This is a genomic window from Dokdonella sp. (assembly GCF_035703485.1).
In the GTDB taxonomy this organism is placed as follows: Bacteria; Pseudomonadota; Gammaproteobacteria; order Xanthomonadales; family Rhodanobacteraceae; genus Dokdonella.
This window is the reverse complement of sequence record NZ_DASSYD010000008.1, coordinates 1-24983: the sequence shown is the minus strand read 5'-3', so window position 1 is coordinate 24983 and position 24983 is coordinate 1. Positions and strand designations below refer to the sequence as shown.

Here is a 24983-nt window from a genome sequence, read left to right as displayed (position 1 = left end):
ATTACAAGCCTTGATCGATCATGCCTGCACCCAGGCCGAGTTGACCGGTCGCGAGATTGGTGTGCGTGTCAGCCGCAATGGCTACGCCTTTTCCATGCTCGGTTTCGATGGCTGGATGGCCAGCGAGCAGAGCGATGAGCTGCGCCCACGGTCATGGGTTTCCGGGCTGCAGGTCAGTCTGTACCGCGATGGCAGCGAAATGCGCCTTGCCGACGATGAGTCCGAGTCACCGCAGATCGTCTGTTTTTCGTCGGGTGAACTGTCGCCGTTCGTGTTGCGCATGCAACTCGGTGATGCGCCACATCGCTACGAAATTCGCGGTCTGGCCGACGGCGACATCAAGGTCGAAGCGCTGGCGTTGCGGCCATGAGCAGGCAACGTGGATTCACCTTGCTTGAAGTATTGATCGCGCTCGTCGTTGTCGCCCTCGCCCTGCTCGCGTTGACCCGTACCGCCGGTGGTCAGATCAACAGTTTCGATGGTTTGCGCGAACGTACCCTGGCCGGTTGGGTGGCTTCCAACGTGCTCAATGAGACGCGGATCGCGACGCCGTTTCCTGGTGTCGGCAAACGCGACGGACGGACCCGGTTTGGCGACCGGGATTGGCGCTGGACGCTCGAGGTCAAGGCGACTGACGATCCGTCCATGCGGCGCCTCACGGTCCTGGTTTTCGCCGCTGACTCGACCGAGCCAAGCGCGAGCCTTGACGGTTTCGGCAGCGATCAGCCCTCACCATGAAGAGGTCCCTGATTCCGTCGCGCGGACGACGACGCGGCTTCACCCTGATCGAAATTCTGGTTTCGCTGGTAATTTTTGCCGCGATGGCAGCGATTACCTGGAGCGCCCTGAGCCAGATCGCGCGCACGCGCAGCGCTCTGGCTGCCGAGCAGGATCGTTTTGCGCATATTGTGCGGATCATGAGCAATCTCGAGCGTGATCTGCGTCAGGCCATTTCACGGCCGCTGCGCGGCAACTATGGCGAGCAGGTTCCTGCCGTACTTGGAACGACCGAGCGCATCGAGCTGAGCCGCCTCGGCTTTGCCAATCCACGAGCCGAGCCACGCAGCAATATCGAGCGTGTGCTCTATGACATCGACAACAAGAAACTTCGCCGCGGTCGCTATGCCGTGCTTGATCGTGCCGCGGGCAGCATGCCGCAGTGGCGCGACATGCTCGATCAGGTCAGTGATTTCCGTTTGCGCTATCTGGGTAGCGACGGCGCCTGGCGTGAGCAATGGCCACCGCGCGAGACGCCGATTGATGAGTTGCCGCGTGCGATCGAGTTGCGCCTGCGCCTTGATGACATGGGCGAATTGCGTCGCGTCATCAGCTTGCCATCGACGATCCCGCGAAAAGGGGTCGGCGCCAACGGATCGGTTGACTCTCCGGTTCTGCCCGTCGATCCGATGCCGATCATCCAGCCAACGGGAGTGGGGCGATGAACTTCCCGCATCGCCAACGTGGCGTCGCCTTGCTGATCGCCTTGCTCGCGGTTGCGCTGGCCGTGATCCTGATTGCCTCGCTGCTAGATCGTGGTGAGTTGGCCTTCGCGCGCACGCGCAACGCCTTGCGCGGCGAGCAGGCGATTGCCTACTCGGAGGGGATGGAGGCCTACGCGGCCCAGGTGCTGCAACGAGATCGCGAGGAGAACCCGAATCTGGATACATTCAGTGATGCGTGGGCCATCCCGTTGCCACCGCAAGAGGTTCCGGGAGGTCGCATCAGCGCGCAGATGAGCGATCTCAACGGTTGCTTCAATCTCAACAATCTTGCACCGAAGCAGCCGGAGATCTGGCACAAGCGTATGCAAAACCTGCTGGTCGCCTTGCAACTGGATCCATCGCTGAGCGGCGCCATCATCGACTGGATCGATCCGGATAGCAGCATCAACACCGAAGGCGGTGCCGAAGACAACGCTTATCTGGCCCAGCCAATTCCATATCGCACTGCCAATCGCGTGTTCGCGCACGTCTCCGAACTGCGTCTCGTGCGTGGCGTCAGTGGCGAGGTTTATGCGCGGCTTGCACCGGAAGTCTGCGCATTGCCTCCGGGTACAACGATCAATCTGAACACGGCCTCGGCGGCAGTGTTGATGAGTCTTGATTCGCGCATGACCGCAGTGCTGGCCGAACGAATCCGGCAGAATCGCCAGGCGCGCTGGACCAGCGTCGCGACAGCCCTGGATGAAGTTGCCCAGCAGGGCGTCAACAATATCGATCAGGCTGGTCTGAGTGTGACCAGCAGCTACTTCCTTGCCCGCGGTGAAATCACTCTGGATGGAGTCCCATTTTCCTTTTCCAGTGTCATCGAGCGCTCAGCGGGTGGCGCCAATAGTCCAGGCGGCATCCATATTTTCGCCCGCAGTCGTGGCGGCGAGGATGTTCCCGATGGGGTGCTGGCCAATGCGCTGAATCAACCGCGCTGAGCCGGGGCCGGGGTCAGGCGGCGAGCAGTTTCCGACGTTCCTCGACAAGCAAGCGTTCATTGATACGGATGAATTCGGCGAGCAGTTCATCCTCGGGCGTGCTTGCAAGCTCGGCCTTGGCGCAGCGGATCCAGGCTTCAAGGCGGGTCAGGGTCTTTATCGCAGTAAGGGTTTCACGTGCTTCTTTTCGCATGGTGATGTTTTCCGGGAACACTGGCCATGTCCTTTTGACCGAAGCGTATGAGGGCGACTGAAGGATAATCCGTTGTCGCCGCAGGGAGAATGCCCAGCATAGGCCAACGCCGTGTTGATCTCACTGGGGTTTCATCTCGTTGTCATGTAGGAAATTTCCTACAAGCTTCGGCCGTGAGTGTGTCCGGGATCCGCCACAACACCGGACATGTCTGCCCGATTCATGAACGACATGCGAAGATGGAAGCGTTTGATCGTCTCGGCTATCTGCATAAGGATGGGTCGGTCCGGAATCGACCCTCAAGGAATTCCCATGGAAACGTCCGTATCTCGCCAAAAAAACTGGAAACTCAAGGGTTTGCTCGCCTTGATCCTTGCCTATGTGCTCGTCATTCTTGCCCTGATGTGGTGGTGGGATACCGAGCCGGACTATTTCGACCCAATCAAGGTGACGCAGGAGCGTGCTACCGCCAAACAGCAACCGGTCGTTGTCGGTTCGGCGACAACCAGCGCGCTGATTCACGGCATCGAGGTCATGCTCGACAAGCGCGGAGGCTATCTGAGCAATGACAAGCTGCCACCGGGACTGTTGATGGACAACCTGCCGAATTGGGAGTTCGGTGTGGTTACCGCGTCACGTGATCTGACCCGAGCGATGCGCAATGAATTCAGCCGTTCGCAAACCCAGTCGGTCGAGGACAAGGATCTGCAGGAAGCTGAACCATTGATCAGTTCGCCAAATGATCGCTGGTTGTTGCCGAGTTCGGAAAGCCAGTACCGCAAGGCCATCGAATACATCGACAGCTACGCGACCCGGCTCGCCGACAACGACAAGGACGACGCTCAGTTCTATGCACGGGCCGACAATCTGGTCGACTTCCTTTCCGTGGTTTCGACCCGCCTCGGCTCGCTGTCGCAACGCCTGTCGGCCAGTGTCGGCCAGATGCGCATCGACACCGATCTGGCCAATGATCCGAATGCCCAACAGTCGAAACCGGCAGCCAGCTCACGCATCGTCAAGACGCCGTGGACCAAGATCGATGACAACTTCTACGAAGCGCGCGGCTACACCTGGGCGTTGCGCGAGCAGCTTGAAGCCATCCGTGTCGATTTCGGCCCGGTGCTGCGTGACAAGAACGCGATGATCAGTCTTGAGCAGGTTATCCGTGAGATCGAGGAAGCACAGAAGCCGCTGAGCAGTCCGATGGTGCTGAATGGCTCGCCATTCGGATTCTTCGGCAACCATTCGCTGGTCCTTGCCAACTACATCTCGCGCGCGAATGCGGCGCTGATCGAATTGCGCGAGCTGCTCAAGCGCGGCTAGGGCGGTAGGCCGAGGAGCGGTGAGCGGTTGGCGGGAAAGGTATAGAGGCAGTTAGCGGAAGAGCGGTAAGCGGATAGCGGTAAATGCAATTCAGGAAAGGCTGACGATGCCACGAAAACCCGACAAGAAAATTTGACAACATATCGAGCCCCACTCCCCGCTCCAGTGTGATTTTTCCTGCCGTGCTGCGAATCATGCAGACACACGGGCAGAATCGGGCTGGGAAGGGGAAGATGCAAACCATGGCATTGAGTGCGACCGGGATACAGCGGGAACAATTTGCCCGGCTGCTTGAAGAACATCGCAAGATTGTCTTCAAGGTCGCCAACACCTATGCGCGGCTGGCGGATGATCGTGCCGACCTGGCCCAGGAAATCAGTACGCAGTTGTGGCGTGCTTTTCCCGGCTACGACGAGACCCGATCATTCTCGACCTGGATGTATCGCATCGCGCTGAACGTTGCGATCTCGCATCTGCGCGCTTCCCGGCAGCGCGACGCCAGGAACCTGCCATACGATGAATCCGTGCACGACGATGCGCTCGTCGATGGCATCGCCGAACCCGATGAGCGTGTGCGTGACCTGCATCGATTCATTGAACAACTCGATGCGCTCAATCGCGCATTGCTGATTCTGCTACTCGAAGAACGCAGCTATCGCGAAATCGCCGAGATTCTGGGCCTGAGCGAAACCAATGTGGCGACCCGGATTTCTCGCCTCAAGCAACGCATCCGCAACGATCACTCCGCAAAGGAATCTCAAGACCGTGGAAACCACCATGCAATTTGACGACATGAAAAGCGCCTGGCAGACCCTCGATCGCCGGCTCGAACAGCAGCACGCGCTGAACCTGCAGATGTTTCGCGATTCGCGAACGGACAAGGCGCGCAGCGGATTGCGTCCGCTGTTCCGGGGCCAGATCGTGCAGATTTTCTATGGCATGGCGATGATCCTGCTCGGCGTCTCCGTGTGGAGCAGCCATGCGGAAAGCACCCAATTGCTGGTCAGCGGCGTCATCGTGCATGTCTACGGCGTCGTCGCAATCATGCTTGCCGGCATCACTCTCGGCATGATCCGCCGCCTCGACTACTCCGCGCCGGTGCTGGCGATTCAGAAGCAACTCGCGCAACTGCGCTCGTTTTACGTTCGCAGCGGCATGATCGTTGGCCTGTCCTGGTGGTTGTTCTGGATTCCGTTCGTGGCCTGCTTCTTTGCCTGGTTGGCTGGCGTCGACTTGTTTGCCAACATGGGCGGTGCAATCGGCTGGTCAGTCGCCGTCGGCATGGTCGGTTTGCTCGCCACCTGGGGCTTCCATCGCTGGGCCGAGCGATCCGGTCACTCGCGCTGGGTAAAGGCGATGAACGACAGCATGGGTGGCAGCAGCCTGCGCAAGGCGCAAGCGGTCCTTGACGAGATCAAGCGGTTCGAGCAGTAGTGGCGTCAGGATGCTGTGACAAGCATTCGCCAATCGTTGCAGCGACAATGCGCCTTGAATGTCTGACGAGGCTATTTGTCGGCAACAAGTTGTTGCAGGAACGTCTCGTCTTCTTGATTCCACCAATCGCCAGACGTGAGCTTCGCCTCGTTGGCCAGGGCCAGCGCAGTTTGCTGGCGCCCTTGTGCTGCGAAGACTCTGGCCTTCAAAACCGCGAACGGGTAGACGGGTGGATGGAGTTTCTCGGCATCGGCCAGATGTTTGGCGCTGCGCGCCGGGTTGTCGGCAAGGTCGAGGCGAGTCAGTTCGATCAGACCGCGTACCTGCAAGCCGACCTCGCGTTGCGACCTGGCCAGTTCAACGGCGGCGCTGAAGTGGTTGCGCGCAGCATTCAAATCGGAACGCCTGACGCAGGCCAGGCCGCGCAGCAATCGTGACTGCGCAATCTGGAGTGGATCGTCCGCTTTGGTCGCGTCGACCAGCAACGTGTCAATATCGATTTCGCTTTGATTCAACGCCGCAGAGTCGTCAACAGGTGCGGCTTCCAGTTCGATCGCGAGCAGATCATGCCGTGCCTGCAATAATAGCGCTGGTTCCCCACGTTGCTTCGCCAGATGCAGTGCCTCGCCAGCGTGGACGCTCGCATCGGCATAGCGTTGTTCGCTGGCTTCCAGCCGCGCCAGGCTCGCGTTGCCCTGAACCATCAAGTGGGTGTCGCCTTTCCTCGTGGCGACATCGAGGCCGCTCTGAGCCAATTCGCGGGATTGCGAAAAATCTCCGCGAATCCGCAGCAATCGGGCAAGATCCAATTGCGATGCGGCCACGCCGAGCTCATCGTGCAACTGCTCGCGAATTCCCGCTGCCAGTCGATAGTGTTGCTCGGCCTGGACGTACTGACCAAGTTGTTCAAAGGCGTCACCGGTTCGCGACAGTACGCTGGCATAGGCGGCGCGATTGCCTTGGGCCTGAAACAGGTTTTGCGCTTTCTTCAGCAGTTCGACGGCTTCATCGAGCCGCCCGGAGCGCATGAGAATGCTGGCCAGGGTGTTGAAGGCCGAGGCAGCGGTGCCCGGGTAACGTTTCTCGTCAGCATTTTCAATCGCAGCACGCGCGCTGGTTTCGGCGGCTTCGAGCTGCCCTTGATCGCGACGCAGGAGTGCGAGATTGGTGCCGATCAGGGCGCGCAAGTTGGGTGTGTCGCTATGCGTGTAGGCCTTGGTGAGACTTGCGTCAGCTTCCGCGTATTGGCCCAGGCGCCAGTGAGCGATGCCCTTGGTATTCTCGATCCGGTAGGCCCAGAAATCGCTCGAGTGGCGCGATTCCAGTGTTTTCAGCAAGGCTAGCGCCTGCGTGTACTCACCTTGCCTGCGCAATGCGATGGCCAGCTCGTAGCGCGCAAAATCGAAATCATCGTCTTCTGCCAGACAGGCCTTGAACAAGGCGATGGCTCGTTGTGTATCGCCATCGAACTGGGCCGCCATGCCACGCAGCAAGGTCTCGGTGGCAAACGCGCTTTGCGAGATCACACCGGATTCAATGCGGGTCTGCGGGCTGATCTTGATGCTCTTGAAGATGCGCTCGATGCTGTCGGCGAGCATCGGTCCGGATTGTCCGAAGTAGGTTGGTGCGGGAACACCTTCCGACGATGGATCATAGAGCTTCAATTGGAAACGCTTCTCCGGATCTTCATCGGACACGGACAGGCTGACATCGAGATAGCGGGCACCCGCGACGACCTCATCAGGTTTGGCCAGTCCGATACGGTTGTCGCCGGTTGCGGTACGCACGACAAAGCCGAGATATTCGGCATAGGCACGGGAGAGGGATTCGCCGCTGCGGTCATCGATGGCGCGAATCAACCAGGTGGGTTGCATCGGCGCGGCCGGGGTGATCTGTGGCGACCATTGGCGGACCAGCAGCGTGCCGAGCAAGGCCACAATGGCCAGGGCTGCAATCAGTCGCCAGCGCGGTCGTTTCGGCTCCTGCGCGGCAATCGCTTCACCATCGTGAAGTGCTGCAACAAACTGATAGCCACGAGCGTAACGGGTGGCTATCAGTTTCGGCGACTTGGCGGAATCGCCGAGCGCCTGGCGAATGTCCTTGACGACTTGTGCGATCGAGCTTTCCGACAGCGACTCGTGGCCCCAGACCTGATTGAGGATTTCATCCTTGCTGATGACCTCGGGCGCGCGTTCGACAAGCAGTTTGAGGACGCGCAATGCATGATCGCGCAACGGCACCGGGCCGTCGGCGCTCGACAATGTCTCGCGGACACTGTCGAGTCGGAATTTGCCGAAATGGTAGATCACCGGTGCCCTGCCTTGGCGCAACATCGCGCCGCCAACCAGTGCCAGGCGTACCCAGTTGCACAATGCCGCCGACAAGACCCTGAATTGCCAGACAACGGCATGGACCGTCGCTCGTGGTTGCCTGAATGGCTTCGACATTAGCACACCAACCAGACTAACCGCTCGGCGCAACGATCAATCCGGCTCTATGGTCTCGAACGCATCCGCAAAGATTCGGTCGTCCAGCGACGGCTCGGCAACGCCACCAATATCGGAGACGAGGTTATTGGCCAGGTTCCAGTCGAACTGGCTGGCGTAGGCGCGGGCGTCCATGTCGAATGGACCGGGCAAGCGAGGTGTGGCGATGATATCGATGGTTTCAGACTGCAGGATGCCGAGGATCGGGATATCACAGGGCAGCTCGAAACACTGGCCACCGATGACCGAGACGATATCGAGATTGGTTGGCGAAATTTCAGGCTCCACGCCGGTTGCATTGTCGTCGCCGCCGTTGGTCGTGATCATCCGGTAGTGCAGGCGCTGGCCGGGATAGTGAGGCGGCGGTGTCAACAGGCTCAGGGAAACCTGGATTTCCGCAGATTGCTGGGCCAGAAAGCCCTTCGAGCTCTCGTTGTTGGCCAGGTTGGCATCGGTTTGATCGGATTCGACGGTCAAATGCATGAAAGCAGGGCCGTCGTGATTCACCTGCGCCTGGATCGTTCGGCTGACTGTCGCACCAACCGCCACGTTTCCGACCTGGCAGGGCAGCACATCGATTCCACAGCTGCCGATGACACCGACGATGAAAAGATTTTCGGAATCGACGTTCAAGGTCACATGGGTAGCGATATCCGGACCATTGTTGGTGACCGACATCTGATATTCGACAATCTGGCCGCTGTACCAGGGTGCGAATGTGACCAGAGTCAATGTTGCCTGCAGATCGGCATCGGTTTGCGCACTGCCGCCATTGCCAAGATTGTCGATGTTGTCATCGAGGTTGGTCTCGGCGGTGTCGGCGGCAACGGATGCTTCATTGCGGAAGAAAGCTGAGTCGATGGTCGAGGTCACGTCCAGGGTGCGCGAGGCACCCACCGCAATCGACGGGAATGTGCACGGACCGGCTGTCGGGCCTGCGCAATTCGTGATGCTGGTGATGCTCAGGTTTCCGGGCGTTTCGGTGACGACAACATTCGCGGCGATATCCGGGCCAGCGTTGTGTACGACAATCCGGTGAACGATGCTCTGGCCGATGAAATGCGGAGGGGGCGTCAGTTTTGTCTTTGTGATCGACAACTCGGCGACATCAACCAGATTGCGCGTGATGCTGGAGACGTTGTTGGCAACGTTCAGTTCCGTGTAGTGTGCGAGAGGGCTCTTTGAGACAGTTGCCGTCGCGCCATAGTTGTCGAGACCGTTGCTGATGATCGTCGCTGCAATCGTAATGGTTTGGGGTGGTGCTCCAGCAGCAAGCTCCTCGATTTCGCAGGGAAGAGAGGTGCAAATCCCTTCGATCGATTGCACATTGAGGTGGTCGAAGCTGGCATCGACTCGGACGAGGTTGGCCGCATCCGGACCCGCGTTGTAGAGGTTGATGTTCAATTCGATGCTCTGGCCCGCGTAGTACGGCCCCGCGATGGCCGGAACGACGGAAATCTGCACGTCGGCGTCGGCAATGAACTCGAAAGCGCCGATATCGCAGCCACCATCGTTTCGCAGTTCTCCGCGCTGGTCGGTGACTGGACAAGAGGTATTTCCGCCGGCACCGATGACATCGCTGAAGTGGCTCAGGGCAGCCGTTGGAGTCGGGCCTCCATTGTCATCTGCCGGAAACAGCAGCAAATCACCCGGAGAGCTGATTCCCGTGCACGTGGAGCGGCTGAAAAAGTTCGTCGTTCCGTGCGCGGCGAAATTCAACGGGAAGCAGTCGTTGGTGAAAATGGTATTCGTAAACGTTCTGACGCTGTTCGAGTCGTGTTGAATGTACTGATCGATCACCGTGCAGTTGAGAAAGGAAATTTCGCTATCTTCAATGTCGATGACGGTCTCGCTGGTCGTTGCGCTTGCCAGCGTGCTGTTGATGCAGCTCAGGCTCGAATCGTTGCGTAATTCGATGTGGCCCATGACCTGAGACGCAGAACCTTCCAGATAGCTCTGGTCAATCGTTGCCACGCTGTTGTCGAATACCAGCGAATGGATCTCGCCGTATCCAAAATTCTCGGAGAGGCGAGAGCGGACTATCGTCACGATCGAGTTGATCGCCAGCATCGCGCTGCCAGACGGTTTGACACTGCGATCCGGGTAAGCACTGGAACTATTGTCGAAAATGTCGGATTCAGTGATCTCGACGGTCGAGTTCCTGGCCAGGATGCCTCCGCCGCCATTCGATGTGGCTGACAAGTCGTTTCGATTGATGATGCTGTTGTTGACGGACAGGGTTCCGTTTTCAACGCGAATGCCTGCACCGCCACTGGCGGTGGGGGATTCAAGCAAGCCGTATCGCACATGCATGCGGTTCAAGGTCAGGTGGGTGCCATTGACATCGAAAATTCTGAACCCCCCCCGTGAAGATGCTGCCAGTAGAGCGTTGTGCGGTTGCGACATTCGCGGATGCCGACTCGATTGTCATCGGTGAGGTGATTGTCGGCAGGGCACTATTCAGTCTGTTTTCGCTCGGAATCAGGCGGATCGTGTCTGTTCCTGATCCAGCCGTGCAGTCGCCTCGCGCCGCATCGGCATTGGCGGCGCGGATTGCATCGCGCAGATTGCAGCCGGAACCAGATTCGTCGGGATTCACCACGTTGATGATGGCGGCGTGGGACGGCGACATCAGCAGGCAGCCGATGAGCAGAATGCAGATAGCAGGAAACCGCGTTTTCATGATTTTCCCCGATGGGTTGCAGGTGAGGCCTGAACCTAGCGGCGTGCGGCGATTGAATCCTGCCAACGCCATGAACAATCATGAAAGATCATGAATGCCTTGTTTTCACGAGGTTTTCATGGATTCTTCATGACAGCGCGGCTGCCATGTGCATCGAGTGAATGCAGCACTCGCGCTACCCATGAGGGTGCGCGATCCTGAACGGTTTGAGTGAGTGGGGTGTCGGCCCGGTTGACGGGCAGCGGCCGATCCGGAACGCTCTCCATTCTCCATTCCCCACCAAGGAGTCATAGATGAGTATCGAAATCAGACATGAGGCATCAGCCAGTCGCTTTGTTGCGATGGTTGAAGGCGAAGCGTGTGTGCTGGAGTATCAGCTTGTCGGCAGCACGATGACGATCACCCACACTGGCGTGCCGGCCAGCCTCGGCGGCCGTGGTATCGCCGGACAGTTGGCACGGTTTGCCCTGGATAAGGCGAAAACAGAAGGATGGAAGGTGGTGCCTGCCTGCACCTACATTGCCGCATGGATCGAGAAGCATCCCGAATATCAGGAGCTTCTCGCCTGATCTGGCAACCGCGCCGAGGTCAAGCCCGGGTTAGCCCCGACCTTCAGCGACGTGGTAGCGCTCGACGCTGGCAAGGATTTCCTGCTTGGCATCGTCGGCGTTGCTCCAGCCTTCAAGTTTGACCCATTTGTCCTTTTCGAGATCCTTGTAGTGCTCGAAGAAATGGCCGATGCGTTCGAGCCAGTGTTTCGAGACCTGCTCGATATCGTTGATGTGGGCGTAGCCCTCGAACACTCTTGGAATCGGTACGGCGACCAGTTTCTCGTCGGCACCGGCCTCGTCGCTCATGCGCAACACACCCACCGGACGACAGCGGATCGCCGATCCCGGTACCAGCGGCAGTGGCAGGATCACCAGGACATCAAGCGGATCACCGTCACCACCGAGTGTTTGAGGGATATAGCCGTAGTTGCACGGATAGCGCATCGGTGTCGACAGCACGCGATCGACAAAAATCGTTCCGGTTGCCTTGTCGACTTCGTACTTGACCGGTTCCGCGTCTTTCGGAATTTCGATGATGACGTTGATTTCGTTCGGCACATCCTTGCCGGTGGAGACGAGTTGCAAAGCCATTGGGGGCTCCTTGATAACGGGATGACGGCCGCGCAGAGTGTTGGCGACGACCATGGAAATGGGGGCGCTATCATACGGCAGTCCGTGCTGCGTCGCAGCATTCTGGCTGAGGGTAGAGCCCGAAATTCCTGCAACACGTTATGCTTGATAATCCCCTGTCGAGGAGCACGCCATGTCTGTCCGCAACGTCGACGTCGCCATCATCGGCGCAGGAACGGCCGGCATGTCCGCCTATCACCAGGTGCGCAAGTCGACCGACCGTATCGCCCTGATCGAAGGCGGACCGTTCGGCACGACCTGTGCCCGGGTAGGCTGCATGCCGTCGAAACTGCTGATTGCGCCCGCCGAGGCCCGGCATCGCTTGCAGGTACTGCCTGAATTCGGTATCGCAGCTTGCCCGGGTGAGGTCGATGGCGTGGCGGTCATGCGCCGCGTGCGCTTCGAACGTGACCGCTTTGTCGGCTTCGTCAAGGACGCGGTCGAAGGCTTCGAACAGAAACACATCATTCGTGCCCATGCCGAGTTCGAGGATGCCCACACCTTGCGCCTGAGCCCGACCGATGACGTTGAGCAGGCGTCCCCCGAAATTGAGCGGATCAAGGCAGAGCGCATCATCATCGCGACCGGTTCAAGGCCGATGATCCCTGAACCCTTCAAAGCCGTCGGTGATCGTCTGATTGTCAACGACGATGTTTTCAACTGGCAGGATCTGCCCGAATCGGTTGCCGTGTTTGGAGCCGGCGTAATCGGCATCGAGCTCGGCCAGGCTCTGCATCGGCTCGGGGTTCGCGTCCATCTGTTCGGCCGTGACGGCGCGGTTGGCGGAATTTCCGACCCGGACGTGCGCAGCTATGCGGCGCGCACATTCGCTGCTGAATGGCCGGTCAGCTTCGATCCGCGCGATGTTCGTATCAGTCGCGACGGTGATGCCGTGGTGGTCGACTTCATTGATGATCAGGGTGCTGCCTGCAGTGAACGCTTCGAATGGTTGCTTGCCGCGACCGGACGGGTGTCCAATGTCGATCGACTCGCCCTGCACAACAGCGGCCTCAAGCTGGGTGCTCGCGGCATCCCGCTGTTCGATCCGCTGACCATGCAGACCAGCGAGAAGCACATTTTCATCGCTGGCGACTCGGCGGCCTATCGACCGGTCCTGCATGAGGCGGCTGACGAAGGCCATCTGGCTGGTCAGAACGCGGCAAACTATCCCGAGGTTTTCCGGCACACCCGGCGCACTCCACTCGGCATCGTCTTCAGCGATCCGCAGATCGCATTTGCCGGACAACGCCATGCCGAGCTGGTTGAAGGCAAGGTCGATTTCGCCGTTGGCGAAGTTTCCTTCGAGAACCAGGGGCGCTCTCGCGTCTTGCTGGTCAACCAGGGGTTGTTGCGCGTCTACGGCGAGCGAGGCACGGGGCTGCTGCTCGGTGCCGAAATGATCGGACCGGCCAACGAACATCTGGCCCATCTGATCGCCTGGGTGATCCAGATGCGCATGACGGTCGGCCAGATCATCGAGCTGCCGTTTTACCATCCGGTCATCGAGGAAGGCCTGCGCACCGCATTGCGCATGCTCAACAAGTCACTCGGCATGGGCCCGAAGCCGCCGCCGAACTGCATCGATTGCGGGCCGGGTGGCTGAGCCGTCAAAGCAACCAGCCAGACATTTCCTGGAATCTTGCGCGAGCTGACAGAGTTGTCTTTCCTCATCGCCGGTCCAGTTTGATGAGCTGATCCAGCGCGATCCTGAGATCCGGCCGCCGCTTGCGCATCTCGAATTTCAGGGTGCCTTGTCGGCGTCTGCCGCAGATTCCGCGATCGCACGAAGCACAGCACGATGGGCGACCCGGGATACGAAGACGACGGCGATCAAACCGATCGCGGCACCGCCAAAGATCAGCAGCTCGTGCATCCATCCGGCTTGATCGCCGCTGAATCCATTCGAGATCAGCTGCTTGCCGGCATGGCCGAGATAGACCTCGATGGCGAAATGTGAAATCAAGGCCAGGCTGGCGAGCATGAATCCGCCAAAGCGCACACCGGCGGCACCAAGCAGGTAGCTGACCAGGGCCGGATTGAGAGGAGTCAGGCGCAACAGGAATTGCAGGCGCAGTTCATTGCCAATCACGGCTTTCTGGATTGAATGCAGAAGCGGACGTGATTGCAGTGCACGCTGGATCCGCGCGTGCAGCAGGCGTCGGGCCAATGCGTATTGCAAGGCCGCGGCCAACAGGTTGCCAACGAGCAGCAGGCCGATTCCCCAGGCTAGCCCGAACAGGGCGCCGGCGATCAGGCCAAACAGAGATTCCGGAATCAGCAGGGACGTACCGATCACAACCAGGCCAACGAAGGCGAGACGACCCCATGGGCCGAGCTCGGCAATCCACGATTCGATCGCCTGCAGATGTCGCTCCACTTCCTGGCCGAGCATGATCGCGGCGATGACAATCAGCACGACGGCAAGCGCCAACGGCACGATCGAACGCAGTTCGCGTTTGAGCAGCCGGCGCCTGCGCTCGGCGTGTGGCAGCGGCTCAGCAGGCTGATTCATTGAATTTCCCAGCAATCGGGCGTGCCGGTTTTTCCATGTCGGTTCCCCCTGAGTGCCAATGCCATCGGCACTCAGTCGAACAGGGCGAGCAATTCATCCCGGGACAGAGATCGATTTTCGGCCTCACCACGGCGTCGGTATTCGTAGGTACCTGCGGCCAGTCCGCGATCGCCGATGACGATACGATGCGGGATGCCGATCAGTTCGGCATCGGCAAACATCGGTCCGGGTCGCAGGCCGCGATCATCCAGAGCCACCTCGATGCCGCGCGCGCCAAGTTCTTCGTAGAGGCGCTCGGCCTCTTCGCGAACCGCAGCGCTTTGCACCATGTTGATCGGGCAGATCACGATCTGCCAGGGGGCCATGCTCTCGGGCCAGATAATGCCTGCGTCATCGTGGTTCTGTTCGATTGCGGCAGCGACGATGCGACTGACGCCAATGCCGTAACAGCCCATCGACAGAATGCGCGCCTTGCCCTGGTCATCGAGCACGCTGGCACCAAGCACTTCAGCATATTTGCTGCCGAGCTGGAACACGTGGCCAACTTCGATGCCGCGCGCGATCGACAAGCTGCCGCGGCCATCCGGCGAGGCATCGCCGTCGACGACCTTGCGCAGGTCGGCGATGCGCGAGATGTGCGCGTCGCGTTCCCAGTTGGTGTTGCGCAGATGCTTGCCTTCGGCGTTCGCACCGCAGACGAAGTCGGCTACCAGAGCGGCGTCACGATCAACGATGATCGGAATCGAATCGGGCAGGCTGACCGGGCCAATGAAGCCGGGCTTGCAACCCACCGCTCGTTCGATTTCCGCCTCATCGGCGAGGGTCAGTTCGCCGCAAAGCTCCTCAAGACGCGATGCCTTGATTTCATTGAGCTCATGGTCGCCACGCAGGCACAGGGCAACCAGGCCTTCCTTGCTGCGCACGAGCAGGGTCTTGATGCAATGACTCGGGTCGACGTCGAGAAATGCCGAGACTTCGCCGATGGTTCTCTGGCTTGGCGTATCCACGCTCTGCATGGCGGCGGTGGCGGCCGGTCGCTGGCCAATCGGGGCCAGCGCGACGGCTTTCTCGACATTCGCCGCGTAGTTCGAATCCGACGAAAACGCGATGGCGTCCTCGCCAGAGTCCGCCAGAACATGAAACTCGTTCGAGGCGCTGCCGCCGATGGCGCCGGTATCGGCATCGACCGCGCGGAAACGCAAGCCCAGGCGCGTGAAGATGCGCGTATACGCATCGACCATGTTGTCGTATTCAGCAGCCAGACTCTCGGCGTCGATGTGGAAGGAATAAGCATCCTTCATGAGGAACTCGCGCGCACGCATGACACCAAAGCGAGGCCGGATCTCGTCGCGGAACTTGGTCTGGATCTGGTAGAAATTGATCGGCAACTGCTTGTAGGACTTGAGCTCGTTGCGGGCAAAATCGGTGATCACTTCCTCGTGGGTGGGCCCGTAGCAGTAGCCGGCCTCCTTGCGATCCTTGATCTTGAGCAGCTGGCCGCCAAATTTCTGCCAGCGACCGGTTTCTTCCCACAGTTCCTGCGGCTGGATCGAAGGCATCAGCAGTTCGACTGCGCCGGCGCGATTCATTTCCTCGCGAACGATGGATTCGACCCGGCGCAATACGCGCAGGCCAAGCGGGGACCAGGTATAGATACCCGAGGCGAGTTTGCGAATCATGCCGGCGCGCAACATCAGCTTGTGGCTGATGATTTCAGCGTCGGCGGGTACTTCCTTGGCGGTGGCGAGGTGAAAACGGGAGAGGCGCATGATTTTGCTTCGATCGCAGTGGATCAACGATTCTACAGAAGCGTGGGAGTTTTCACCGCTGCGCAGATACCTGCATCCGGCCGCAGCCGGATTTGCGCGCAAATCTTGCGCCCGAGTACGCCCGGGCTACCTTGATACGACGTCGATTGCTGGCGACCAGAAATTCGCTCAGCCGCAGAACAGCTTGATCTGATCCTTGGCCTTGTTCAGGTTCATCTGATATTGAACCTGTGTTTCCGGCAAGGCTTCATCACCGGGCTGCGAAGCGTTGTAGATGTCGAGATTCTTGCGCGCCGTGGCGCAGTTGCGCTTGATCTCCTCTTCGCTGTAGCCGGCAGCGGCGGCCATCGATGGGCCTTCCTTCTTTTCCTCTTCCACCGGCGGCGCCTCGGCGCTGGTCAGGCCGTTGTGGACGACGAGTTTCGTCGCGCCGGCCGTATTCGGCGGGGGCGGCGTATCCGAAAAATGCTTGGTACCGTTGCTGTCGGTCCACGAATAAACCTGTTGGGCGACGGCAGGGGCGGCGCTCAGGCAGGCAAGGATCAGTACAATCGAGCTGGGCTTCATGATGTTCTCCGCGTCGGTGCGAGCCGACAGTTGGGCCCCGAAACAGGACACTGGATAGCACTAGTTTCGTTATCTGACAAGCACTTCGGCGGCAAATCGCACCAATCAGTTAAACTCAGCACACTTTCTGATACGGCATTCGGCATGCAAGAAACACCCCCTGCTACACGCAAGCGACCGCGCGGAATCTATCTGTTGCCGAACCTGTTCACGACAGCGGCGATGTTCTCCGGTTTCTACGCGATCGTCGCCGGCATCGGCGGACGCTATTCGGAAGCGGCCCTGGCCGTTTTCGTCGCCGGCATCCTCGATGGCCTGGATGGTCGTGTGGCGCGCATGACCGGAACCCAGAGCGATTTCGGTGTCCAGTACGATTCCCTGTCCGATCTGGTCAGTTTCGGATTGGCCCCGGCTTTGGTCATGTACACCTGGTCGCTATCGTCGCTGGCCGAATACGGTCCAGTCTGGGGCAAGGTCGGCTGGTCGGCCGCTTTCATCTACGCGGCATGCGCGGCGCTGCGGCTGGCCCGCTTCAACACCCAGGTCAGCGTGATCGACAAGCGCTACTTCCAGGGCCTGGCCAGCCCGGCAGCCGCAGGCTTGTGCATGAGCTTTGTCTGGTCGGTCGAGAAATTCCAGCGCACCGGTTTCGATGTGCAATTCATTACGCCGGTCATCGCCGTTGTGGCGGGCCTGCTGATGGTCAGCAATGTGCGCTATTTCAGCTTCAAGGCCTGGCCCATGTCGGATCGGGTGCCATTCATCTGGATTCCCGCCGCCTTGCTGATTTTTGTCGCCGTCGCCCTCGATCCTGCACGCATGCTGTTTGCGGTCGCCGCGTCGTATGTGTTGTCGGGGCCGATCATGACCTTGTGGGGGCTTCGACGCTGGCGTGAGCGGCGTGCCCAGCGCGACGCCGAGCGTTCCGAGAAATGACTTCCGCGCCGGCCATCGACCCTCACGTGGCCGTTGTCAGCGAAGCGCTCGCGCTTGCGTTTCTTGCGGATCTCTCCGAAACCCTGGCGGTATCGCTGGATCTGCGTCAGACCCTGAGCGAGGCAGTCACCCGCATTGCCGAATTCATGGATGCCGAAGCGGCATCGCTGTTCCTGCTCGACGAAGACGGCAAGATGCTCGAATGCAAGGTCTGCGTTGGCCCGATTGATATTGCCGGCTTGCGCATTCCGATCGGGCAGGGCGTCGTCGGTCGCACCGTCGCCGAAAACCGCAGTCAGGTCGTCGCCGATGCGGTCAGCGATTCGCGGGTCGACCGCAGTACCGATTCGGATACCGGTTTCGTTACCCGCAGTCTGCTGTGCGCGCCTCTGGCCACGGCCAAGGGGCCGATCGGTGCTCTCGAAGTTGTCAACAAGCGCACCGGTGGTTCTTTCAGTGCCGATGATGCCGAGATCCTGCGCCTGGTCGCGGCTCCGACTTCGCTGGCCATCAACAATGCGCGCATGGCGCATGAGCTGGTTCAGCAGGCACGTATGCGGCGCGAGTTCGATCTGGCCCGACGCATGCAGAAATCACTGTTGCCGAAACGTCGCCGCGACGGCTTTCCTTTGCTTGGCGTCAATCTTCCTGCGCACGAAATTTCGGGTGATTTCTACGATTATTTTGACCTTCCCGATGGCCGGATCGGATTCTTCATCGGTGATGTTTCCGGCAAGGGTCTTGATGCGGCACTGTTGATGGTGCGAGTGGCCTCCTTGCTGCGCTGGGTTGGCAAGGATTCGACACCGCCTTCGGAGTGGCTGGTTCGAGTCAACGAGGAGTTGTGCCAAACCAGCCTTGATGGTCGATTCGTCTGTGCCCTGGTCGGCCAGTGTGATCGCAATGCCGAGCACGTCGAGTTCGCCGCCGCCGGGTTTCCACCGGCGATGCTCTACCGCGACGGTGAATTCACTGAATTCCTTTCCGGCGGTGCGCCACTCGGCATTCTGAGCGACATGAAGTTCGAGTCGCAGGTCGTCGACCTCAAGGGTGCTTCACTCTACTGCTTCTCCGATGGGGTGACCGATGTGCGCGATGCGCAACGGCGCACGATTGGTTCGGAAGGCGTCAGGGAGCTGATCAGTCGGCATGCCGGCGCATCTGCCGAACCTCGATTGCGCGGGATTTTTTCCGAGCTAAAGCAATTGCGTCTGGTTGATGACACCACTTTGTTGCTGATTGAACGCATGCAGGTACATGGTCCGGAAATTCTGCTCAAGCGGTGTTTCCCGGCACAGCCGGAACAGATGCGCGAAATCCGCTCGCTTTTGCGTGGTGCGCTGGATGATGCCGGCGTGGAAACAGGCATTCGGGATAAACTCGTGCTCGCCGTGGATGAAGCGTGTTGCAACATCATCCGTCACGCCTATGGGCCGGAGCATTCCGGCGACATCGATCTGCGTGTTACCAGTGAAAATGGCAAGCTTGAGTTCCGTTTGCTCGACTCGGCACCATCAGTCGATCCGGGCAGGGTACGCGCCAAGCCTCTCGGTGAATGTCGCAGTGGCGGGCTGGGGGTTGCCCTGATCGATACCGTCATGGACGACTGGGTTCTGCAGAAGCGACCGGATGATCGCGGCAATCGCTTGATCATGCACAAGAAAATTACTGTCAAGAAGAATAATGGGGAAGACCGGGAATGAATGCGATCAAGTCTGAAACAGTTGATGGATGTACCTTGATTCGCTTGACTGGCGAAGTTGATCTGTCCTGGTCACAGCAGGTGCGCGAAGCCGTACTCGATGCGCTGCAGAAGAGTCGGCGCGTGGGTGTGGTCCTGAGTGAGGTCAGCTACATCGATTCCTCCGGTATCGCGGCCCTGGTTGAAGGTTTCCAGGGTGCACGATCCAAGGGCAGCGGCTTTGCCCTCGTTGCGGTCAGTGATGCCGTGCGTGCCGTGCTCGAGTTGGCGCGACTCGATCAGGTGTTCCCGATCGTCGCCGATGCTGACGCGATCCCCGAAGTCACCGGCTAGGCCACGTGGAAGCGCTGACCCGACCCCTCGCAAAGATAGGCCGGAGTTCGGTCGAGGCCCTCAGCGGTATCGGCTATGCGGCAATGTTGCTGATCGAGTCGATTTATCTCGCCGCCTTCGGTTGGCGCATTGGACAACCCCTGCGCCTGCGTGCGGTGGTCGAACAGATGCGTCAGGTGGGTGTCGACGCGCTGGCGATCGTCTGCCTGCTCGCCTTCACCGTCGGCATCATGCTCGGTATCCAGTTTGTTTCGGCACTCGGTGAATTCGGCGCGCAGTCACAGGTGGTCATTGCCGTGGCCAAATCCGTCACCCGCGAATTCGGTGCGCTGATCACCGCCATCCTCGTTGCAGGGCGCTCGGGTTCGGCGCTGGCTGCGCGCATCGGCTCGATGACGGTATCCCAGGAAGTCGATGCGCTGGCGGTGATCGGTATCGATCCGGTGCGCTATCTGGTCGCGCCAGCGCTGATCGCCATGCTGATCATGTTGCCGCTGCTGACCGTCTTCGCCGATGCGGTGGCGATCTTTGGTGCGGCGCTGTACAGCGCACCGGCGCTCGATGTCACGCCAACCGCTTACATGCTGCAGACGATGTCGCTGCTGACGCCGGGGGACATCGGCCAGGGCATCGCCAAGAGTTTCGTGTTTGCCCTGCTGATCACGCTGATCGGCGTGAGTACCGGATTCTCGGTGACTGGCGGAGCCGAAGGTGTCGGTCGGGCGACAACCCGTTCGGTGGTGCTGTCGATCTGCTGGATCATCGTCGCCGACATGATCTTTTCGTTTTTCCTGAATCGGTGATCATGGAAACTCCGGCCCCCCTCATCGAAGTCGAGAAGCTCGAAGCCTGGTACGGCAAGCGGCGCATCCTCAATGCGGTCGATTTCAGCGTTCAGCCAGGCGAAATCCGCGTAATCATGGGCGGTTCTGGTTCGGGCAAGAGCACGTTGCTGCGGCATATGCTCGGTCTCAATCGGCCGGTGTCGGGGACGGTCAAGCTGTTCGGCACCAACCTGGCCAACGCCAATGATCGCGAGAAGCTTGATGTGCGCAAGCGTATCGGCGTGTCATTTCAAGGTGGCGCCCTGCTGACCTCGATGACGGTCGGCGACAACGTCGCCTTGCCGCTGCGCGAGCACACCAAGCTGGATGAGCAGACGATCCGCATCATGAGCCGGATCAAGCTCGAAGTGGTCAATCTTGGCGGCTTTCAGGATCTGATGCCGAGCCAGCTTTCCGGCGGCATGATCAAGCGCGCGGCGCTGGCCCGGGCCATCGTCATGGATCCGCGCCTGCTGTTTTTTGATGAGCCATCGGCCGGGCTTGATCCGGTGGTTTCGGCCGAGCTCGATGAATTGATCCTGCGTTTGCGTGATGCCTTGCGCATGACCATCGTCGTGGTCACTCATGAGCTGGAAAGCGCGTTCAAGATCGCCGACACGATTACCGTGCTTGATCAGGGCGATGTGCTGATGACCGGCACCACAGCCGAGGTGCGCGCGGCCGACAACGAGCGCATCCAGGATCTGCTCAATCGGCGTCCACGCGAGGTGCAGGTCGATGCCGATGAGTACCTGCGTCGTCTGGTCGGGGAAGATGCATGACCCGACTTGCATGCATCGATTTTCGATCCGACGTTAGAATGCGACCACGAGCGAGGGGAATGTTCTGGTGAAGCGAGACACGATCAACTATGTGATGGTCGGTGCAGTGGTATCGGTGGCCCTGATACTGCTGCTGGTCGGCCTTGCCCTGATCACCGGGCGCAGTGGTGCATCCACCGACTACTTCGTCGAGTACCGCAATGTCACCGGCCTGCGCTACGGTGCGCCGGTGTTCTACGAGGGCTACCGCATCGGCGACGTCGGCGATATCGAGCCACAACGCAATGCCAGCGGCACCCGCTACAAGGTGACGATTTCGGTCAAGCAGGACTGGACGATCCCGAAAGACAGCATCGCGCGCCTGCAATCCAGCGGCCTGCTGGCTGACATGTCGATCGGCATCAAGGAAGGCAGCAGCAAGCAGGTGCTTGCGCCAGGCGCCGAGATCAAGGGTGTCGAGAATGCTGACATCTTTGCTGCGGTTGGCGAACTCGCCGGACAGGTGTCCACGCTGACTCGTGATCAGATCTCGCCGATGATCGCCATGCTTGCGCAGCGTGTCGACTCGATCACCGGCTCGCTCGATGACAACGCGCCTGAAATTCTCGGCCAGGCACAGGCCCTGCTGGCCAAACTCAACGATGCATCCGGTGCACTTGACGATTTGCTCAAGCCACAGAATCGTGCTGCGGTCGCTGGCATCCTTGGTAATGTGCAAGGGCTCAGTGGCGAGTTGCGCGAGACGCGCAAGACGCTCGATCAGACTGTCGGTGAACTGGCCGACATGGCGCGCGAGAATCGTGGCGACATTCGCGGCGCGGTAACTGATCTGGCGACCGTCATGGCCAGCTTGTCGAGCCGCATGGATGTGATCACCCATCATCTCGAGTCGGCGACGCGCAACCTCGATGAGTTCAGCCGCGAGATTCGACGCAATCCCGGACAACTGCTGCGCTCTCCGGAGCCGGACAAGCTGGAGGACGATAGCGAATGAGAATTCTGATTGCAGCAATGCTGGCGCTGACCCTTGTGGCTTGCGGCAATGTACCCGGTGCGCCCGATCACACCTATTTCCGCATGAGCAAGGCGCAGACCCTGCCGGTCAGCGAAACACCGGTGTTCAATACGCCCATCGTGGTCAACCTGTTTGCCGCGGATGGCCTGTATGCCGATCGCGCTTTGGTCTACGCGCTTGATCCCACCGGCGCCGAATTGCGCCAGTTCCACTATCAGTTGTGGACCGATCCGCCGACCCGCGCCTTGCAGCGTCGCTTGCTCATCGAACTGCGTGATGCGGCCATTGCACCGCTGGTGACCGACAAGCTGGCATCGAGCCAGGCTGCGCTGCGTATCAGTGGCAGCATCTTTCGCTTCGAGCGCGTGCCGAGCGTCGGCGGCGGCTTCATTGCCAGTGTCGTCTTGCGTTTGCGTGTCGATCGACCTGATGGCACGCCGCAGCTTGACGAGATCTACCATGCCGATGTCGATGCAGCAGATCACAGCCTGGGCGCGACCGTCATCGCCTTGTCGAGCGCAGTCGACCAGATTTTCGTCAGGTTCCACACCGATCTGCTCGAAAGCGAGGCCTACGAGCATGCTCGATGATTACAGTCTGCGATTGCTCACGGAAATCGGAGTCGACGTCTACGTTCCGCGTGGCGAAGTTGCCGAGGAAGCGCCACCTGCATCGGCATCGATAGCGGCGCAGCCGACATCAGGCAGAACCGATCGTGCGTCAAGCGAGCAAAGCGCTGCGGTGACGCATGCCGATGTGCTGCTCCTTTGTGCAGAACAATCGCATCCGCGCTTGCTCGCAGATCTTTTGCGCAGTCTGCGCATGTCCCGTCTCAAAGCAGCCATAGCCTCGTCGGGTCAAGCTGATTCCATTGAAGCAGCGCGCGCGCTGATCGTCCTTGGCGAGTCACTCGCGCGATCGCTGGGTGCGGACATGCCAGCGCAGCGCCAGAACGCGATCAGCTGGATCGTCAGCCACGAGCCAAAAGCACTTGCACAGAGTGCCGACGCCAAGCGTGCCTTGTGGGGCGAGATCAAGCGTCTCTCGCGTTCGCAGGTGCGACGCCCGACTGATGCCTGATCGCCTGCCGCCATGGTCGCCAATCTCCAGGAATCGATATCAAGCTTCCGTGCCATGCGCACGCAGGATCTCGAAGCGATCTCGCGCATCGAGCTGAGTGCCTATCCGCACCCGTGGACGCTGGCCATATTCCGGGATTGTCTCGCCGCCGGCTACGAATGCTGGGTGCTTGAACGCTCGGCCGAACTGATCGGCTACGGGGTCTTGTCGGTGGCAGGAGGCGAAGCACATGTGCTCAATATCTGCGTGGCTCCGATCGAACAGGGTCGAGGCCATGGTCGCCGCATCCTTGCCCGCTTGCTCGATCTGGCCCGCTGGCACCGCGCCGAACGTGTTTTTCTCGAAGTGCGACCTTCGAACCACCACGCAGTCGCCCTCTACGATAGCGCCGGATTCAATGAGATCGGGCGACGACCGAACTATTACCCGGCGAAACGCGGGCGCGAGGATGCGCTGGTCATGGCTATGGAATTGCTGGCGCCTGAGCGTTAGGGCTGTCTGTTGACTACCTCACGTCGCCCCTGCGCAGCCAGGGCCCCAGTGACCCTATGCTTCAAAGGCACGCCGCGCAGCGGCGCGGCACCCCTGCCGCGCGACGAAGGAGCGTGCCTTAAAGGTCCAAAGGTAATGGAATGCAAGCCATTCGACTGTTTCGTGTCTCGACGCACCACGAACAGAAGCTGATCAGACTGGACCTGTCCCAACTGGCCGAATGGCCACCTATTCCATGAAACATGCTGCAACGCGGTAATATGCATGTTCCGTCATGACTGCCGAGAGATTGTCGATGTTTTCCAGGGATTTGCGTATCGAGGGTTTCGATTCTGAGCTGGCCGCTGCCATCGCTGCCGAGGCCAAGCGTCAGGAAGATCATGTCGAGTTGATTGCTTCCGAGAACTACGCCAGCCCGCGCGTGCTCGAAGCGCAGGGTTCTGTGCTGACCAACAAGTACGCCGAAGGCTATCCGGGCAAGCGTTATTACGGCGGTTGCGAGCATGTCGATGTCGCCGAGCGCCTTGCCATCGAGCGTCTCAAGAAGCTGTTTGGCGCTGACTATGCAAACGTGCAGCCGCATTCCGGTTCGCAAGCCAATCAGGCCGTGTATCTGGCCTTGCTCCAGCCCGGTGACACGATCCTCGGCATGAGTCTCGCCCACGGCGGCCATCTGACCCACGGTGCCAAGCCGAATATCTCGGGCAAGTTGTTCAATGCCGTGCAGTACGGCGTCGATGAGAACGGCCTGATCGATTACGACGAAGTCGAGCGTCTGGCCATCGAGCACCAGCCGAAAATGCTGGTCGGCGGATTCAGCGCCTACTCGCAGGTTGTCGACTGGGCGCGCATGCGCAAGATCGCCGACAAGGTCGATGCGATTTTCTTCGTTGACATGGCCCATGTGGCCGGACTCATTGCCGCAGGCGTCTATCCGAATCCGGTGCCGCACGCACATGTCGTCGCTTCAACCACGCACAAGACCCTGCGCGGACCGCGCGGTGGTTTCGTGATCGCCAAGGGCCTCGGCGAAGAGCGCGAGAAAAAGCTGCAGTCGATTGTCTTCCCCGGCATCCAGGGCGGGCCGCTGATGCATGTGATCGCGGCCAAGGCGGTGGCTTTTCTCGAAGCGCTGAGCCCGGAGTTCAAGACCTATCAGGCTCAAGTCGTGGTCAACGCCAAGGCAATGGCCAAAACCTTGATCGCACGCGGCTACAAGATCGTTTCAGGCGGCACCGAAAACCAT

General features: G+C 59.8%; 26 protein-coding genes and 1 pseudogene. 20 read left to right on the top strand and 7 right to left on the bottom strand.

Annotation, left to right across the window (positions count from 1 at the left end):
- The 4 genes and pseudogenes from VFN25_RS00655 to gspK all read left to right on the top strand — a co-directional run.
- Nucleotides 1-370 (top strand): annotated as a pseudogene (locus VFN25_RS00655) (hypothetical protein); the annotation flags it as partial.
- Nucleotides 367-738, top strand: coding sequence for a type II secretion system minor pseudopilin GspI (gene gspI, locus VFN25_RS00650; RefSeq protein ID WP_325137728.1), 372 nt, complete (start codon nucleotides 367-369; stop codon nucleotides 736-738). The pseudogene VFN25_RS00655 and the gene gspI, both read left to right, overlap by 4 nt.
- A complete protein-coding gene (gene gspJ, locus VFN25_RS00645; protein ID WP_325137727.1) occupies nucleotides 735-1442 on the top strand; it encodes a type II secretion system minor pseudopilin GspJ in 708 nt (235 codons plus the stop codon). Before gspI ends, gspJ begins: the two co-directional genes overlap by 4 nt.
- The gene (gene gspK, locus VFN25_RS00640) at nucleotides 1439-2425 is read left to right on the top strand and encodes a type II secretion system minor pseudopilin GspK (RefSeq protein ID WP_325137725.1); all 987 of its coding nucleotides are present in this window, start codon (nucleotides 1439-1441) and stop codon (nucleotides 2423-2425) included. Before gspJ ends, gspK begins: the two co-directional genes overlap by 4 nt.
- A gap of 13 nt (nucleotides 2426-2438) precedes the next feature.
- Here gspK and VFN25_RS00635 read toward each other — a convergent pair whose 3' ends face one another.
- On the bottom strand, nucleotides 2439-2618 hold the full coding sequence (locus VFN25_RS00635) for a hypothetical protein (RefSeq protein WP_325137723.1): 180 nt from the start codon (nucleotides 2616-2618) through the stop codon (nucleotides 2439-2441).
- Between the two features lie 312 nt (nucleotides 2619-2930).
- Between VFN25_RS00635 and VFN25_RS00630 the strand changes: the two genes are divergently transcribed.
- From VFN25_RS00630 to VFN25_RS00620, 3 genes are all read left to right on the top strand, one after another.
- The gene (locus VFN25_RS00630) at nucleotides 2931-3941 is read left to right on the top strand and encodes a DUF2333 family protein (protein WP_325137722.1); all 1011 of its coding nucleotides are present in this window, start codon (nucleotides 2931-2933) and stop codon (nucleotides 3939-3941) included.
- Nucleotides 3942-4183: 242 nt separating this feature from the next.
- The gene (locus tag VFN25_RS00625) at nucleotides 4184-4729 is read left to right on the top strand and encodes a sigma-70 family RNA polymerase sigma factor (RefSeq protein WP_325137720.1); all 546 of its coding nucleotides are present in this window, start codon (nucleotides 4184-4186) and stop codon (nucleotides 4727-4729) included.
- Nucleotides 4719-5375, top strand: coding sequence for a serine/threonine protein kinase (locus tag VFN25_RS00620; protein ID WP_325137718.1), 657 nt, complete (start codon nucleotides 4719-4721; stop codon nucleotides 5373-5375). Before VFN25_RS00625 ends, VFN25_RS00620 begins: the two co-directional genes overlap by 11 nt.
- A gap of 71 nt (nucleotides 5376-5446) precedes the next feature.
- Here VFN25_RS00620 and VFN25_RS00615 read toward each other — a convergent pair whose 3' ends face one another.
- Nucleotides 5447-7822: a tetratricopeptide repeat protein gene (locus VFN25_RS00615; RefSeq protein WP_325137715.1), complete on the bottom strand. Its 2376-nt coding sequence runs from the start codon at nucleotides 7820-7822 to the stop codon at nucleotides 5447-5449.
- 36 nt (nucleotides 7823-7858) lie between these two features.
- A complete protein-coding gene (locus VFN25_RS00610) occupies nucleotides 7859-10174 on the bottom strand; it encodes a DUF11 domain-containing protein (RefSeq protein ID WP_325137713.1) in 2316 nt (771 codons plus the stop codon).
- Nucleotides 10175-10227: 53 nt separating this feature from the next.
- On the opposite strand from VFN25_RS00610, the gene VFN25_RS00605 reads away from it, so the two are divergent.
- On the top strand, nucleotides 10228-10638 hold the full coding sequence (locus tag VFN25_RS00605) for a hypothetical protein (RefSeq protein WP_325137711.1): 411 nt from the start codon (nucleotides 10228-10230) through the stop codon (nucleotides 10636-10638).
- Between the two features lie 199 nt (nucleotides 10639-10837).
- On the top strand, nucleotides 10838-11113 hold the full coding sequence (locus VFN25_RS00600; protein ID WP_325137709.1) for a GNAT family N-acetyltransferase: 276 nt from the start codon (nucleotides 10838-10840) through the stop codon (nucleotides 11111-11113).
- 30 nt (nucleotides 11114-11143) lie between these two features.
- Here VFN25_RS00600 and ppa read toward each other — a convergent pair whose 3' ends face one another.
- Complete coding sequence (gene ppa, locus VFN25_RS00595) at nucleotides 11144-11686, bottom strand: inorganic diphosphatase (protein WP_325137707.1); 543 nt, start codon at nucleotides 11684-11686, stop codon at nucleotides 11144-11146.
- Between the two features lie 172 nt (nucleotides 11687-11858).
- Here ppa and VFN25_RS00590 point away from each other — a divergent pair, with 172 nt between their 5' ends.
- Complete coding sequence (locus VFN25_RS00590; RefSeq protein ID WP_325137705.1) at nucleotides 11859-13328, top strand: dihydrolipoyl dehydrogenase; 1470 nt, start codon at nucleotides 11859-11861, stop codon at nucleotides 13326-13328.
- 138 nt (nucleotides 13329-13466) lie between these two features.
- Here VFN25_RS00590 and VFN25_RS00585 read toward each other — a convergent pair whose 3' ends face one another.
- From VFN25_RS00585 to VFN25_RS00575, 3 genes are all read right to left on the bottom strand, one after another.
- Nucleotides 13467-14237, bottom strand: coding sequence for a TVP38/TMEM64 family protein (locus tag VFN25_RS00585; protein ID WP_325137703.1), 771 nt, complete (start codon nucleotides 14235-14237; stop codon nucleotides 13467-13469).
- 71 nt (nucleotides 14238-14308) lie between these two features.
- Nucleotides 14309-16006 carry a proline--tRNA ligase gene (locus tag VFN25_RS00580; RefSeq protein ID WP_325137701.1) on the bottom strand — a complete coding sequence of 566 codons (1698 nt, stop codon included), beginning with the start codon at nucleotides 16004-16006 and terminating at the stop codon, nucleotides 14309-14311.
- A 168-nt stretch (nucleotides 16007-16174) separates the two neighbouring features.
- Nucleotides 16175-16573, bottom strand: coding sequence for a DUF4124 domain-containing protein (locus tag VFN25_RS00575; RefSeq protein ID WP_325137700.1), 399 nt, complete (start codon nucleotides 16571-16573; stop codon nucleotides 16175-16177).
- A gap of 144 nt (nucleotides 16574-16717) precedes the next feature.
- Here VFN25_RS00575 and pssA point away from each other — a divergent pair, with 144 nt between their 5' ends.
- The 10 genes from pssA to glyA all read left to right on the top strand — a co-directional run.
- Nucleotides 16718-17509: a CDP-diacylglycerol--serine O-phosphatidyltransferase gene (gene pssA / locus VFN25_RS00570; RefSeq protein ID WP_325137698.1), complete on the top strand. Its 792-nt coding sequence runs from the start codon at nucleotides 16718-16720 to the stop codon at nucleotides 17507-17509.
- Nucleotides 17506-19212: an ATP-binding SpoIIE family protein phosphatase gene (locus VFN25_RS00565; protein ID WP_325137696.1), complete on the top strand. Its 1707-nt coding sequence runs from the start codon at nucleotides 17506-17508 to the stop codon at nucleotides 19210-19212. The genes pssA and VFN25_RS00565 overlap by 4 nt, the downstream gene beginning before the upstream one ends.
- Nucleotides 19209-19544 (top strand): STAS domain-containing protein, encoded by a 336-nt coding sequence (locus VFN25_RS00560; protein WP_325137694.1) that lies wholly within the window; start codon nucleotides 19209-19211, stop codon nucleotides 19542-19544. Before VFN25_RS00565 ends, VFN25_RS00560 begins: the two co-directional genes overlap by 4 nt.
- Nucleotides 19545-19549: 5 nt before the next feature.
- Complete coding sequence (locus VFN25_RS00555; protein WP_325137692.1) at nucleotides 19550-20347, top strand: ABC transporter permease; 798 nt, start codon at nucleotides 19550-19552, stop codon at nucleotides 20345-20347.
- A 2-nt stretch (nucleotides 20348-20349) separates the two neighbouring features.
- Nucleotides 20350-21150, top strand: a complete 801-nt coding sequence (locus VFN25_RS00550) for an ABC transporter ATP-binding protein (protein ID WP_325137690.1) — start codon at nucleotides 20350-20352, stop codon at nucleotides 21148-21150.
- Nucleotides 21151-21217: 67 nt separating this feature from the next.
- Nucleotides 21218-22144, top strand: coding sequence for an MlaD family protein (locus VFN25_RS00545; protein WP_325137689.1), 927 nt, complete (start codon nucleotides 21218-21220; stop codon nucleotides 22142-22144).
- On the top strand, nucleotides 22141-22755 hold the full coding sequence (locus tag VFN25_RS00540) for an ABC-type transport auxiliary lipoprotein family protein (protein ID WP_325137686.1): 615 nt from the start codon (nucleotides 22141-22143) through the stop codon (nucleotides 22753-22755). The genes VFN25_RS00545 and VFN25_RS00540 overlap by 4 nt, the downstream gene beginning before the upstream one ends.
- Entirely contained in the window at nucleotides 22745-23245 is a 501-nt protein-coding gene (locus tag VFN25_RS00535) for a hypothetical protein (protein ID WP_325137684.1), read from the top strand. The genes VFN25_RS00540 and VFN25_RS00535 overlap by 11 nt, the downstream gene beginning before the upstream one ends.
- Before the next feature lie 12 nt (nucleotides 23246-23257).
- Nucleotides 23258-23737, top strand: a complete 480-nt coding sequence (gene rimI, locus VFN25_RS00530) for a ribosomal protein S18-alanine N-acetyltransferase (protein WP_325137682.1) — start codon at nucleotides 23258-23260, stop codon at nucleotides 23735-23737.
- A 295-nt stretch (nucleotides 23738-24032) separates the two neighbouring features.
- On the top strand, nucleotides 24033-24983 hold a 951-nt coding region (glyA, locus tag VFN25_RS00525), incomplete at its 3' end, for a serine hydroxymethyltransferase (protein WP_325137730.1).